We start from the raw sequence: 14806 nt of genomic DNA, 5'->3' as shown, positions 1-14806 counted from the left end.
TTAATTCTTGTCATAAAGAAGGATACTGTCATTATTTCTTACTACTGCTATTTTCTGGCCCTTTCTTGTTCTAATCAACTGTAAATCTCTAATCTCACCTCGCACCATCACACCCGATTCTTCAGCTGAGAGTACATTTACACCTTCTGAGAAATCAACTACCCAAGCATAGCTGCCCATATTGATTCCCAGCTCGGGCTTGATTTTGGATTGATTTCCCCCCAGCCAGATTTGATTGGCTCCTTCGATGGCTTTGATTGCGTGAATCGGGGCAGATTGCAGAATTGGAGGCAATGGCTGGGCTGTAAACTTACCTGCTCCATTGTTGATAAACAAGGAAGAAGCTAAGGATTCCACGCTGAGCAAATGACTTCTACTCAACAATTCCATTGGAAACAAATCCTCCATTCGCTTATCCTTATAAGCATCGTAATTTAAAATTTGCTTTCTTAAACCTGGTAATTGCTTCAGCAATGTTCCTTTTAAAACCAGTGGATAGGCTTCATCACCTTCATATTGGGTCAAAATCTGCTCTATGCTGCCATTTTGGTCAAAGTCGTTGATATAAAACTTCAATGTCTGCTTTGGGCTGGCTTTTAGCCTGGTATTCAAGCCCATATTTCCAGCAAGGATATCCATGTGTCCGTCACCATTGATATCAAGCAGCTGTATGGTGTTCCATATGCCTGCGCTGTTTTGTAATCCTATTTCTGGAGCTATATCTTGATATTTATTATCAATAAGTTTGAAAATTTTTATCTCCATCCAGTCTCCGACCACGATGATTTCTTCTTGACCATCTGCATCAATGTCTGCAATGACAGCATCCCTCATCATTCCCAGTTTCTTGAACTCTTCTGCTACTGGGGAGTCTACAGTTTTGAAATTCCCTTTTCCGTCATTTTCAAGGATTCTTAGATCAAGTGGCAATCCATGTGCAAATGGAATTGCCCTGCCACCGACTAGTAAATCAATGCTTCCATCTTGGTTGAAATCAAAGCTTTTCACAAAAGCTGTGCTTTCATAAATCTGAGGAAGTGCATCATCCTTTGGCTCAAATCTGCCTCGTCCATCATTGATAAATAAACGATCTTGGTAATTGGGGCTCCCTGCTCCAAACTCTATGCTTCCTGAGGCAAGATAAAGATCTAAATCCCCGTCACCATCTGCATCAAAAAACAATGCTTGAATATCCTCTGAAGTTCCATCTTCCAATAACTGTGACTTTACAAATACCCCATTCTCCTGCTGTAGCCAAATCTCGGATGCTTGCCCTTTGGCACCAGGTAGGCAGAGGTCGTCGAGCCCATTCCCATTCAGGTCTCCTACTGCGATTTTCGGACCTTCATTGCTTATCATATGAAACCGCAACCTGTCTCTGTCAAAATCTATAAAATTACTTTCCTGATGACTCCATGGGATTTGATTTTCACTCAAGTTATAAAGCGGATTTTGATTAGCTCTTTTTTTTAGGGGCCAAGTTTTGTCTGATACCAGCTTTTGAAAATCTAGCAATTGATTTGTTTCTACATTCCTTTGAGTCGAATAGGTCCCATTTGGCCAGAAAATCTCTAAAGAGTCCAGCTGCTTGATATTTCCTAGGCCAAAATGCATGCGGTGGTCAATCGAGGACATGTAACCTTTTACAGGGTTATGCTCTGCGTAAAATTTCTGATTAGCAGCATGCAGAATCACTTTTGTACCAAAGTTGCTTCCCAAATCAAGCTGCAAATAACGATTTTCTGGATATAGCTCGCTTGCATTATTTTTAAAAATGAAAACCTCACCATTTAGGTTGTTTACCACCAAATCTAAATCTCCATCATTGTCTAAATCTGCATAAGCCGCTCCAGTAGAAAAGGATAACTGTGACATACCAGCATCAGATGCAATATTTTCAAAATAGAAATTCCCTTTATTTTTGAATAAATAATTCTGTAATGGAACAGATGGAAACTCATCGATCATTTTAGTCAACAATACAGAATCCTTCCGATACTGTGCAATAAGATTTTGATTATTGACATAATAATCTACATAATCAAAATCAGTCAAGTCTTTGACGATACCGTTGGCTACAAAAATATCCCTGAGACCATCATTGTCTATATCAAAAATCAAAGCCCCCCAACTCCAGTCAGTGGCATGAACACCAGCTTGCCTCGCAACTTCGATAAAGTGAACTTGATCGGAACCAGGTTGATATCCTAGGTTTCTTTGTAGGGTATTTCTTGTAAACTGATGATAATAGCCTGCCTTCACATTAGCTTGATATTTATCCCATTCTTCAAACGGTGTTTTTGTTTTTACCCGTTCTATGTCAGCAGGGAGCATTTCTGTGACGAAAATATCTGGCCATCCATTATTGTCTAAATCAGCGATATCCGCGCCCATAGAGCCCATACTGATTTCGGTCATCATTTCCTCTAAAGATTCATTGAAAGTCCCGTCTCCATTATTGATGTAGAGGTAGTCCTTTTCAAAAAAATCATTCGATACATACAAGTCAGGCCAACCATCTTGATTGACATCAGCAACTGTTACACCTAACCCATAACCAATTGCACTGCCATAAATACCAGCTTCTTCACTGACATCAACAAATTTCCCATTGTCGTTTCGGTAAAGCTTATTTCCGCCCAGTGGATCTCTCACATCTCTTTGCCCATCTCGCAAATCATTGATTCCAACAGAACGAGCAGAATTATTGAGTAGGTACATATCCAGGTCACCATCTCTATCATAATCAAAAAACACAGCATGTTGAGAGAGACCTTCATCGGCTATGCCATACTCCTTAGCCATTTCTGTGAAGGTAAGGTCTCCATTATTGATGAAAAGTTCATTATGCCTTTGTTCACCACCAAGGGGGCCAGACTTACAGATATAAATATCCAACAAACCATCTCCATTGATATCCGCCATACTTACCCCAGTAGACCAAATACCAGGAACCGCGAGGCCGGCTATTTCGGTGATATCTTCAAACTGAAAATTGCCTTTATTAAGATAAAGTTTATTACCAGTCTGATTGCCAGCTAGAAAGATATCAACAAGACCATCATTGTTGATATCACCCAAGGCGACACCAGCACCATTATAGAAATTTCTAAAAGTATAAGGGTTGAATTGCTCGTTATAGTTCAGATCATTTCTGAAATCCACTCCAGTATAAGACTTATCCAAAAGTTCAAATAAAGTAGTCCTCTTTTCTACCTCAGATTGACAAGCAAAAGCAGATAAAAACAGAATCAAAAGATATAGTCTAGAAATAGACATAGATGGAGTAAATATTGAGCTTAGAATTGCTAGGTATGAAATCAAAAAGAAGTGTGCAGATGCACACTTCTTTTATTATTGAAATATAATCAAATAGGTTTAATAACCTGGGTTTTGAGTCAAGTTAGGGTTAGCCTGGATTTGATTCAAAGGAATTGGGAACCTTCTTCTGTTTTCATTAGAAGCTGGCTTCTCCCACCATGGAGCTCCAAATCTATTGAATCTAATCAAATCTGATCTTCTCCAACCTTCGGCAAACATCTCTCTACCTCTTTCAGCAAGGAGATTGTCCACTGTCAACTGTGTGAAAGGTGGAACACCTGCTCTTTCTCTTACTTGATTCACGAATGGCAAACCACCAGCAGGGTCGCCTCTTCTCAATCTTACTTCTGCCTTCATCAACAAGACATCTGCATATCTAAAGATAGGAAAATCGTTATTCAAATCTGGTTGCGCACCTATTGCAAATTCAAATTTCCCAACTCTTGCCCCCGCTTGTCTGAACGCATTTGGCTCCAGCTCATTGATTTCAGGTGTGAAGACAACTTCAACGCCATCAGGATCACCATCAAACCCTGCATCATCTCTCAAAGGAGTAACACCATCCAACTCAAACTGAGGACCTACTAAAAATCCATTTTTTCTAAAGTCATCATCATCATAGCTGTTATAGAACTCTTCTAGTGCGGCATACCCATTCCAAGGCTGATCCACTAGATCAAATGTTTTTTGAGACTCGTAATGAAGCGTCATTTGAGCTAAATTAAATCCACCTGCATTATTTGCATCATAGGGTAGCGTAAACATATTCTCTACTGAATTCGCATTGGATGTAGCGAAGTTCGCAAAGAAGTTTGGTGCTAAACTGTATGGACCTTCGTTGATAATCACATCAATCGCTTGCTCTGCTTCAACCCACTTTGGCTCGCCTATATAAACTTCAGCATTCAAGTAAAGCTTAGCCAAAATCATATGAGCAGTCCAGTAGTTTAAATTTATTCTAGTATTTGTTGTTGTCAACAAGTCTACATTTTCTAAAATACTGGTTTCAATGAAATTGAAAACTTCTTGAGGTGTGTTGGAAGGAGGAGCTGGATCCGTAGTTGTTTCGATAATCAATGGAACACTTCCAAAGTTGTCTAATAACCATAAGTAACCCAAAGCTCTCAACACTTTCATTTCCCCCACAAGCGCCTCAACATCTGGATATTGTTGAATCAACAAGTTTGTCTCAGCAATTACTCTGTAAGGAATACTCCAAACACCATTTAATTCTCCATCATCGACGTTCCAAGTATGTCTGTGAGCTCTCACCCAAAGACCACCATCATTCCAGTCACCGCCCTTTACAGGAATAGCGATCTCATCTGATGTAATTTCTTGATAGCTATAGAATCCACCGTGTCCGCCAAAGCTACCGTCCCCCATCAACCTACTGTAAGCAGATTGCTTGAGTACTTCTGCTAACTCAGCAGGTGGGTTATCTCTTAATTGATCACGGGTCACCCCTGTCAATACCTCCTGCTCCAACTCACATGACACCATTGTCAGCGCCACGAGTCCTCCCACACATATTGTTTTGATTGATCGTAACATATTTATACTTAGTTTATGTTATTTAAAGGTTATTGTTAATCCAGTAGTCCAGATTCTAGGGATAAAATAAGTATCTCTTCTTTCGATACCTGGTGCCAACTGATCACCGCCGTCAGTCCATCTTACTTCTGGATCTACACCAGTAAAGCTGGAGATTGTGAACAGATTTTGCACACCCGCATAGAACCTCAAATTAGATATGGCTGGGGATTTTGTTGGTAGGGTATAACCTAGCTGAAGGTTGTCCAATCTTATAAAGTCACCTCTCTCAATATAGAAGTCAGATATTTGACTTGGCGCATTAGATATTACTGGGTTGGTTGGGGTATTTCTTGTGATTACAGAGTTCCAAGTTGCGTTACCATCGCCTTCATAGAATAATCTGAAGGAGTTGAGCATTTGATGTCCCCAAGAACCTCTCAAGATGAAATTCAAATCCCAATTACCATAATTGAATTGGTTGGTGAATCCAAAGTCACCAGTTGGTAGGGCATTCCCTAATCTTTCGAACTCATCAGGGCTTTCAGTAGACAAGATGGTTCGACCATCTTCAAGGATACCCTCTAGTCTAGGACCATAAATATCTCCTACTCGCTCACCTTCAATATTTCTGATTACTTGTGCATTATTTACACCTGGAGAACCTGGCACCCCTCTTCTGATTTCAGGAAGTTGAAGACCACCAGTACCAATATCTCCAATTGTTGCCCTTTTGTAAATCGTGAAGATTGCAGTAGGTGTCCAAGTGATACCTCTACCAAGATTCACTCTATCAGCAGTCATCAAAAACTCAAAACCTGCGGAGTTCAAACTTGCAATATTTGCCCATATGGTTGGAGCTGTGTAAAAGTTACCTGGATCAAAAGGGTTGGCATTACCTACACCAACACCTACTTCGAATAGCAAATCAGAAATATTTCTCTGGTAATAATCCATGCTACCTGAAATTTTGCCATTGAATAAGGCATAATCTAAACCTACTGTAAATTCAGTAGTGGTTTCCCACTGCAATTGAGGGTTAGGGTTAGAAACTTGTCTAGGCGCTACCCAAGCCGTGTTGATATCCGTAGGATCCAATTGAATTCTATTTCCGTTGCCGTATACACCCAAAGCCAAAGTTGGAGAAGGAGGTAACTGACCTACTACACCGAATGAGCTTCTTAACTTAAACTGACTGAATACTCCCATGTCGAAAATTTGGGTCAAATCAGCACCTGCAGAAAATGCAGGGAAGTAACCTGTTTGGTTTTCTCTACCAAATCCAGAATACGTTTCTGCTCTCACTGTTGCAGAGAAGAAATAGGTGTTTTGGTAATTGAAGTTGGCTCTACCAAAAACAGAGTTCAACGTTGAAGTATTAGCAAATGAATAAAGATTTGTGTTTTCTCCGAATCTAATACCGCCTGCTCCTAAGTTATTCCAAGACTGGTCAAAAAGAAATTGTCTTGATTGTGCACCAAAGCCTCTTTCATTGAAAAGCTGGGTTTCAGCACCTGCTAAGATCGACATATTCAATCCATCAGCCACTTCCTTTTCATATCTCAAGTTACCAGAAAGGATGGTATTTACTCTATCATAAGTGTTCTGTTGTGCAGTACCATTGTTGGCTCTACCTCCACCTGGTGCACCATCAAATCTTGATCTTGACTGCCCATTGAGGGTATTCAAGATATCCTGAGAAAACTGTGCAGAAACAATCAAATCATCTGTGATATCATACTCTGCTCTATATGAGTATAGGGCATTTCTAACTTTAGTTTGGTTTTCTCTCAAATTGATCAATGCAACAGGGTTATTGTTGTCAAAACCTGAAGGTTGGAAGTAACCACCATTCAATAGACCATTAGGTGAATTGTCAAAAATAGGCATGGTAGGATTGAGGATGGTTGCGTAAAGCAAAGCCTCACCAGGAACATCATTTGCCTCAGTATCTGTGAATGACAAATTCAAATTCATTCTCAAACGGTTATTTAAGGCACCATGTCCCAAGTTCAATCTAGTGTTCAACGTCTCTCTTCCTGAATTCTTCACTACACCTTGGTTATTTCTATAGTTAACTGAAGCAAGGTAGGTTGTGTTTTCAAAACCACCAGATAATGAAACGTTTGTGGTTCCATTAAGCGCTGTTCTTAAGATTTCATCTCTCCAATTGGTATCATTTCCGAAATCAGCTGTAGCAGGTCTTCTAGCTCTAAATTCATCCGGAGAAAGTACTGGAATCAATCCTGTAGCTTGTTCTGCAGAACCAAAAGTATTGATCGTCACATTTGAAAAACCTTTTTTAGAAGATCCTTGCTTAGTCGTAATCAAAATCACACCAGCAGCTCCTCTTGTTCCATATATCGCCGCAGCAGATGCATCTTTCAATACATCAATTGTCTCCACGTCATTGGGATCGACTGCGTCGATAGAAGCACCAATCACACCATCCAATACAATCAAAGGAGATGAATTCGCACCAAAAGAAGAAATACCTCTTAATCTAACTGTTGGCTGTGCATTTGGAGAGCCTCCTGGGCTTGAAATGTTCAAACCAGCAACTTTACCAGTTAATAGACTTTGTGGATTGGTGAAGTTACCTTTGTTAAATCCTTCGACTCCGACACTTGCCACAGCGGAAGTAATTTCCTTTTTGTCCTGCGTACCATATCCAATCACCACTGCTTCTTGAAGAGACTGAATGTCCTCATCAAGTTCAATGTTAATAGTACTTTGGTTGCCTACAGTGATTTCTTGAGCGGCAAAGCCTACAAAAGAAAATACTAGAACCTGGTCACCAGGCTGAAGATTTATGGTGTATTTACCATCTAAATCAGTAGTCACGCCTCGGGTTGTACCTTTGACGAGTACTGTTACTCCAGGAAGGGGCTCGCCCATGGTCTTGTCCAGAACTGTTCCAGACACCTCCCTGCTTTGCGCATTGGCTGATAACACAGTTGCAAAAAGCAACATTGTAACCATCAACAACGCCTTTACTTGTTGTAAATAATTTCTCATAGGGTTTGTTGTTTTGAAAAAAACGGTTTGGTTTAATAGTTAATTTCTAAACCAAGTTGATTGATAAAATTGAATTTTGCAATTTTTAACAAAGTCACTATAAGGCATTTGAGGAATGCTGTGTTAACAGAACAAAGGTATTTTTCTAAATCTGTTAAAATTTTGTCATTATATTATCATATCAGCAACCGAAAACGATTGAACTTTTCGAATAGTTAAAATTTTTGGGTTTTATTAAAAAAGTGAAAAATAGACTATTCATGAATCAGAAACTTGGATTTTCTTAGCCAATTAGAATAAAAATAAAGTTCAATTGGCCATAAGCAAAACTTATGATCTGATTGAATGGCTCTTTATGAAATTTTAGATGGAAAAATCAGTATTTACATGCTGATGAACTTTGAGCATTTGTAAAGAAAGATGCACATACTTAATTTGCTAAATCGAATTACGGGGATGGCCTATATGACAAAATCATAACACCCTTTAAATTCACCCTGAAAAGAATCTGAATTACTTGTCAAAAGAGAGGGTGAGTTAATTACCTAAGAAAGGGCTAGATGATGGTCTCAACATCAGGGTAAATAACTGCAATTGTAAAGGGTGTGAAATTGTAAGAAAACTCCAAATTGTCTGTCTTAATCTAAGACCCCACTAAATCTTGTTAAAAAACATACACTTACATCATTTTCCCGTTGAATTGCTTTATGTTTAACTAACTGAATCAAGTAATTCGTCTAATACATTTGTATGCAACAGTTTTTACCAAAAACGATCTTTTTTATAACTCTACTCGTCAGTCTTACGCAACTGAAGCTGATGGCTCAAGGCATCAGAGGAACTGTCAAAGGTGATGCTGGAGATGCGCTCGCGTATGCCTCCGTTTACATCAGGAATATCGGAGACGGCATCCCTACCAATCAACAAGGGGAATATGAATACAAATTGAATTCAGGTGTCTATGATGTAGTCGTTCAATATATGGGATATGCTTCACAGGTCAAAACAGTGGAGATCAAAGACACCTGGGTCACTTTAGACTTTGTACTAGAGCAACAAACATACGCATTGCAAGAAGTGACGATCAATAGCAAAGCTGAAGACCCAGCATTGACAGTAATGCGCAAGGCAATCTCCAAAGCAAAATACCACCGCCTACAAGTCGAGGAGTACTCCATGATGGTCTACCTCAAGGGTACTGGGCAATTGACTAATGCTCCATTCTTTGTGAAGAAAGAATTAGAAAAAGAAGGACTTAAGCTGAATGAAGCCTATACCACTGAGTCGGTCTCCGAAATCACCTTCAAGCAACCCAATACTGTAGAAGAACGCGTCATCAGTATCCGAACCAACGGAGACAATAATCAGACCTCTCCAGCCCCGTATATCGTGAGCAGTTTCTACGAAGAAAAAATCAATGAAGCTATCTCTCCTTTGGCTCCATCCGCTTTTGCTTATTACCGATTCAGGTTTGAAGGGTCTTTTATCGAGAATGGCTATACAATCAATAAAATCCGTGTCACACCAAGATCAAGAGGTGAGCGTGTTTTTGAGGGTTTTATATTCATCATAGAGGATCACTGGGCTATACATAGCTTGGACTTAAAGACTTCCTTGTTGGGTTTTGATATTGCAGTGCGACAATTGTACACAGAAGTAGCTACGCATGTCTGGATGCCCACTACGCACACTTATGTGTTTGGAGGAAAATTCTTTGGGTTTGCTGGAGAATACAAATACCTCGCTTCTGCCAGAGATCACAAGGTAAAGCTGAACCCTGACTTGATCGTGGAGACGAAAATCATTGACGAAAAAATAGAAGAAGTACCCAAAAGTAAGATCAGCCTAGACAAAAACCTCTCTGCCTTAGATCAAATGGCTCAATCGGAGGAGCTCAGTAGGAAAGACTTCCGCAAACTCGTCAATGCTTACGAAAAGGAAGCCGCTATGGATAGAGAAAATGTAGAAGTAATCTCTGAGCGGAATTATAAAATTGACTCCTTGGCAAAGAAAAGAGATTTGTCTTATTGGGACAGTATCAGACCAGTCAAGCTCACCGAGGCGGAACTCAAAGGATACCAAAGAGATGATAGCCTGGCAGTCGTAGAAGCTGCTAAAAAAAGTGACAATGATAGCATCGCTCAAGGGGCAAAAAGGAAATTCAAACCAGGAGAAATTCTCACTGGAGGGAGATATTTCTTTGGTAAAGGAAGGTCTGCAGGTTTCAAAACGAATTTTACCAAATTTTCCTTCAATACTGTGGAAGGTTATAAAATTGGACTTGGAGGATTTTACAGAATTCAAAAATCCGAAAAAATGGCTGACTCAGTTACATATCATAATCGATCATGGAATTTCGAGCCTGAATTAAGATATGGTTTCTCTAGCAATCAACTATATAGTGTCATGGATATCCGTAGGTCTGTCAACAAAGGAAGACCTGGCTATACTTTAGGGCTTCGCGGCGGATCCTACATATTTCAATACAATGGAGACAATCCGATCAACGAACAAGTGAATGCCTTATATTCCTTATTTTTCAGACAAAATTACATGAAGCTATACGAGCAAGATTTTGCCACTTTGTATTTTGCGCATCGCGTGAGTGATGCTTTCACATACCGATCCAATCTAACTTATGCTGATAGGAGGACTTTGGAAAACAACAGCGACTTCAGTTTTTACAATAGGCCAGAAAGAACCTATACCTCCAATATTCCAGATAATCTTGAAGCTGATGATCCCGCTTTTGAAAATCATAGAGCAATGATATGGAACAACACGATCAGATGGAGGCCTGGACTGAAATATAGGATTCGCAATGGCCGAAAATTCCCCATCTACGAAACAGCTCCAGTAATCAACTTGGGCTATACCAAGGGCATTAGGCATGGCTATGCAGGTAATCAAGCGGATTTTGATTTAGTTGAATTAGGCTTGGAGCATTTTTTTAATTTTGGCGTCAGTGGCAAGCTAGATTTTAATGTAAAAGCAGGAAGCTTTTTGAACAGCAATCAGGTCTATTTCCAAGACTTCATGCATTTTGGAGGCAATAGAACAATATTCGCCAACATGGGTGTGACTTCTAATTACCGATTCTTGGACTACTACCAATACAGCACGCAAAGTGAATATTTCAGTGGAATTGTTCATTATCAATTCAGAAAATTCTTACTGACCCAGTTGCCCATGTTGAGATTCACTGGATTGAGAGAAAACATCTTCTTTAACTACCTGAAGACAGCCAATTCCCCACATTACTGGGAATTAGGGTATTCTTTGGATAATTTGTTTAGGATATTCCGCTTGGAGATGGGCGCGGGTTTTGAGAATGACAGCTTCAAAAGAGGCGGAGTACGTTTTGGGGTTGCTAGTTTTATCAACATTAACTGATTGATTTTGATAAATCAGTATAGAATAGTACCTTAGTAGCAGTAAGGTTTAATAATTGGAAAGATTTGATGGCCTATGGCTGTCTTATCTTTAATCTGGGCTTCTTCGAAGCCTTTTTTGTTTTTTAGTCTTTTCTAAAGTGCCTAGCAAAGCAACTATAGCTCATCTATTAGAACTTGAAAAAATCATCTTTTTTGACTTCGGTCATTTGTTCCGGAACGCCATTGAGTACGATTCGAAATGTGGTTCCTTTGCCTATTTCAGAATTTTTGACAAATACCTTCCCTTGGTGATAGCCTTCTATGATCCTTTTGGCTAATGTTAGCCCAAGCCCCCAGCCTCTTTTACGAGTAGAGAATCCAGGATTAAAGACCTTCTTATACATGCTTTTTTCCATTCCCTTGCCTGTATCGGTGATATCTACAATCACAAATTGCTCACTCTCTTTGATGATTTCGATGGAGATTTGACCCTGCCCACGCATGGCGTCTACAGCATTTTTACAGATATTTTCAATTACCCATTCAAATAGAGGCTTATTGATCATGGCTTCAATATCTCTCGAATAGCCATTTACTTTGATCTCTACTTTGCTGCTTATCCTTGGGCGAAGGTAAGCAATAGCTTCATCGACCACACCAAAGACATTTTCAGTTTGAATCACAGGCTTGCTACCAATCGAACTGAATCGTTCTGTCACCATCCTGAGTTTGACCACATCCTTATCCATCTCTTGGATGACTTCTTTGTTTTCGTCCCAGACTGGGGAGTTCTTCAGATAATCTATCCAAGCCATCAGGGAGGCTATGGGGGTACCAAGCTGATGTGCGGTCTCTTTGGTCAGACCAGCCCAGACTTGATTTTGTTCAGCGATCTTGGATTGGTTAAAAACAGCATAGGCTAGGATTCCAAAAACCAAAATCACAGCCAATTGCACATAAGGATAAAAGCGAAGTGAGGTAAGCAATTCGGAATTTCTGTAAAAAATAAAGGACCCGTTTTCCATTTGTATGGGCTCATATTGATCCCGCATTTTCACCAGTTCATTTCTTAATACTTCTTCTTGCTCTGCTTGAGCAGTTTTCTTACCAAAATTAATATTCTTGAACTCTCCAGGATTCCCAAATTCATCCATGATGATCAATGGAATAGAATTGTTTTGCTGAATGATTTCCTGATTGATGAATGTCAAGTTGTCAGTATAGATCGCTGCATACTCCAATGCACGAGCGAGTAATTCAATTTGCCTTTTTTCACGGTCTTTAAGCTCCTCCACCAAGTTATTGGTGTAATAAATTGATCCAAAGCTAATCACAACGGAACAGATAAAGATCAGCCATTTGATCCTGTTCTTATTCTGATAGAAATCTAGTGTGGCAATTTCCTGAAGGGTATACTTCATTTTGTAACAATTCTGAAGGTTGGGCGTAACACTATAGAGAACTCAATTTGACCATAGATATTATCAATCGGACAAAATTTTCTTTTGGGGTCTATTGGCGTCAAATTTGAGTTATAGGAAATGTTAAAACCAAAAATATAATAAAATGAACACAAACGATATAGGATTAGAAATAAAAGACAGTAAAGTATTAGCCAAAAAACTCAACGAACTTCTGGCTAATTATGAAATCTACTATCAAAATCTCAGAAACTTCCATTGGAATGTAACTGGACCCAATTTCTTTGAGCTTCATGCCAAGTTTGAGGAATTGTACAATGCAGCCAATCTCGGGATAGATGAGGTCGCAGAGAGGATTCTGACACTGGGTATTAGGCCGCTTTCCTCTTTTGAAGAATACATCAGCCATGCAGCAATCAAAGAGGCCAAGGAAATACATGAAGCCAAGGAAATGGTGGAAATCGTCAGAGACAACCTCAATACACTATTAAGCTTAGAAAGAGAGGTATTGGAAATCGCTGCCGAACAAAATGACGAGGGTACCGTATCCATGATGAGTGAATACATTACTGGCAAAGAAAAAGTAGTGTGGATGCTCTCCGCTTATTTGAAATAATCCAACTGTTAGTATACCATAAAATAAGGCGACCTCTCTACGAAGTCGCCTTATTCTTTAGAATCAATTTTTTTCCACCATATTGTCCAGCTTCCTAATGTCTGGCAGATCAACCAGAAAATGAATCGCTGTTGCAAAGATGATACTTGGTGGAATGAAGAAAACGATAAACCAAAGATTTTTCCATATTGGATGAGCCCATATGTTTGAAAACAATCCAGTAAAACAGATAATAGAAAGTTGGAGTATGATTAAAATCAGAATTTTTTTCCAAATCACAAACTTCAAATATTTATTTTTTGATTTTATAACGATATTAAAAGGAAGTAAAACCAAGATTAAATAAAAAGAGGCAAATTGAAAATAGAACGGTTCAAAAACATCCATTATTTCACCAAACTCTCCATCAATTCTAATCCACTTGTTTAGTACAAAAGAACAAGGGACGAATGTATATGCCAGTAATAAATTAACTATTATTCTTCTTATCATCACAGTCGCTGCTTAAGGTACTGAGGGGTTTTAAAATGAAAAAGTAAAAAATTATATCACTTAACAACTAATGACCCCACTGAAATATCAATCACCATATCTACCAAATCTGGGGCGTCTGCTTTGTAGGCTTTACTCACGTATGTTTTATCTCCTATGTCTTTGAGATAAGCAGGAAGGCTTGTTCTACACATAGGTGTAGACTTAATTTTGAGTCTATAAGGCTGATTTTGATCTGGAAGGGTGAGGTTGACTTTGCCAGCACCGATGACAGCTGATACTTTCAAATCGTGAATCACCCCTTCAGAAAAAGACAAGTTGAGTGTGCCATAGTTGATTTCAAAAAACATGTTCTCTGCATTGGCATAATTAATATTATAAGCATCCAAGTTTCCCATATTGATGGCAACTACCATGGTGTCCATGGTGACAGAATTAGCAATTCTCTTTGAATAATCAAGCTTGATATCAGCACTTGCTGACCTGATGGTGCAGTTGGATACCGGTATATTGGAAAAATCTAAATTGGCCTTACCGATTCCGAAATACAAGTTTAGGTCGTAAAGATGGTTAGAGCTGAGTCCTAAATCCCACTTATGATCAAAATCCTCATTATCACTGGAAAAGAGCTTGTAGGATAGGCTTTTCCCTAGTGTTTCTGACTCTACATTTCTGTGATGCAATTGTGCCCTCAGCACTCCATCTTTTATCTCGTGAGAGAAAGATGGCAAAATATTTACTTTGGAAAGATGGGATTGAATATATATGGGTCTATCTCCATGTTTTCTTTTGACATCAGTGATGCCTTTATACACATTGAAATCAACATGTACAAGGTTGTACCCATGGCGCTCTTCGACTGTAAATTCTTTGCTTATCTGGGCTATTAAGGGTGATTCGCTCCAGAAAGATAGGCAAAGCAATAAACACAATACTCTCAACATACGGGTAAATTACGCTTTCGAAAGCAAAAGGTTTGTTTAAGACAAAAAAAAGCTGGAAAATTTTCCAGCTTTTAAATTTTTGATCCA

General features: G+C 39.2%; 8 protein-coding genes. 2 read left to right on the top strand and 6 right to left on the bottom strand.

From position 1 onward, the window contains the following. The 3 genes from BW935_RS07135 to BW935_RS07125 form a co-directional block, all read right to left on the bottom strand. On the bottom strand, positions 1-3279 hold the full coding sequence (locus BW935_RS07135) for a VCBS repeat-containing protein (RefSeq protein WP_076499993.1): 3279 nt from the start codon (positions 3277-3279) through the stop codon (positions 1-3). 99 nt (positions 3280-3378) lie between these two features. Further along, positions 3379-4875, bottom strand: coding sequence for a RagB/SusD family nutrient uptake outer membrane protein (locus tag BW935_RS07130; protein ID WP_076499991.1), 1497 nt, complete (start codon positions 4873-4875; stop codon positions 3379-3381). A gap of 18 nt (positions 4876-4893) precedes the next feature. Then, positions 4894-7872: a SusC/RagA family TonB-linked outer membrane protein gene (locus tag BW935_RS07125; RefSeq protein ID WP_076499989.1), complete on the bottom strand. Its 2979-nt coding sequence runs from the start codon at positions 7870-7872 to the stop codon at positions 4894-4896. Between the two features lie 750 nt (positions 7873-8622). Here BW935_RS07125 and BW935_RS07120 point away from each other — a divergent pair. Beyond that, entirely contained in the window at positions 8623-11265 is a 2643-nt protein-coding gene (locus tag BW935_RS07120) for a DUF5686 and carboxypeptidase regulatory-like domain-containing protein (protein ID WP_076499987.1), read from the top strand. 169 nt (positions 11266-11434) lie between these two features. Here BW935_RS07120 and BW935_RS07115 read toward each other — a convergent pair whose 3' ends face one another. After that, on the bottom strand, positions 11435-12667 hold the full coding sequence (locus tag BW935_RS07115; protein ID WP_076499984.1) for a sensor histidine kinase: 1233 nt from the start codon (positions 12665-12667) through the stop codon (positions 11435-11437). A gap of 145 nt (positions 12668-12812) precedes the next feature. On the opposite strand from BW935_RS07115, the gene BW935_RS07110 reads away from it, so the two are divergent. Further along, positions 12813-13283: a Dps family protein gene (locus BW935_RS07110; protein ID WP_076499981.1), complete on the top strand. Its 471-nt coding sequence runs from the start codon at positions 12813-12815 to the stop codon at positions 13281-13283. A gap of 63 nt (positions 13284-13346) precedes the next feature. Here BW935_RS07110 and BW935_RS07105 read toward each other — a convergent pair whose 3' ends face one another. Further along, complete coding sequence (locus BW935_RS07105) at positions 13347-13775, bottom strand: hypothetical protein (protein ID WP_076499979.1); 429 nt, start codon at positions 13773-13775, stop codon at positions 13347-13349. A 56-nt stretch (positions 13776-13831) separates the two neighbouring features. Beyond that, the gene (locus tag BW935_RS07100) at positions 13832-14719 is read right to left on the bottom strand and encodes a hypothetical protein (RefSeq protein ID WP_076499977.1); all 888 of its coding nucleotides are present in this window, start codon (positions 14717-14719) and stop codon (positions 13832-13834) included. Between the last annotated feature and the right edge of the window lie 87 nt (positions 14720-14806).

This window comes from Belliella pelovolcani, assembly GCF_900156785.1.
GTDB classification, from domain to species: Bacteria; Bacteroidota; Bacteroidia; order Cytophagales; family Cyclobacteriaceae; genus Belliella; species Belliella pelovolcani.
Note: the sequence above shows the minus strand (reverse complement) of the source record. Positions and strands in the feature narration are given on the sequence as shown.

Bases quoted from the DNA above. Each gene is read 5' to 3' on its own strand.
- BW935_RS07135 (WP_076499993.1), bottom strand. From the start codon at position 3,279: ATGTCTATTTCTAGACTATATCTTTTGATTCTGTTTTTATCTGCTTTT.
- BW935_RS07130 (WP_076499991.1), bottom strand. From the start codon at position 4,875: ATGTTACGATCAATCAAAACAATATGTGTGGGAGGACTCGTGGCGCTG.
- BW935_RS07125 (WP_076499989.1), bottom strand. From the start codon at position 7,872: ATGAGAAATTATTTACAACAAGTAAAGGCGTTGTTGATGGTTACAATG.
- BW935_RS07120 (WP_076499987.1), top strand. From the start codon at position 8,623: ATGCAACAGTTTTTACCAAAAACGATCTTTTTTATAACTCTACTCGTC.
- BW935_RS07115 (WP_076499984.1), bottom strand. From the start codon at position 12,667: ATGAAGTATACCCTTCAGGAAATTGCCACACTAGATTTCTATCAGAAT.
- BW935_RS07110 (WP_076499981.1), top strand. From the start codon at position 12,813: ATGAACACAAACGATATAGGATTAGAAATAAAAGACAGTAAAGTATTA.
- BW935_RS07105 (WP_076499979.1), bottom strand. From the start codon at position 13,775: ATGATAAGAAGAATAATAGTTAATTTATTACTGGCATATACATTCGTC.
- BW935_RS07100 (WP_076499977.1), bottom strand. From the start codon at position 14,719: ATGTTGAGAGTATTGTGTTTATTGCTTTGCCTATCTTTCTGGAGCGAA.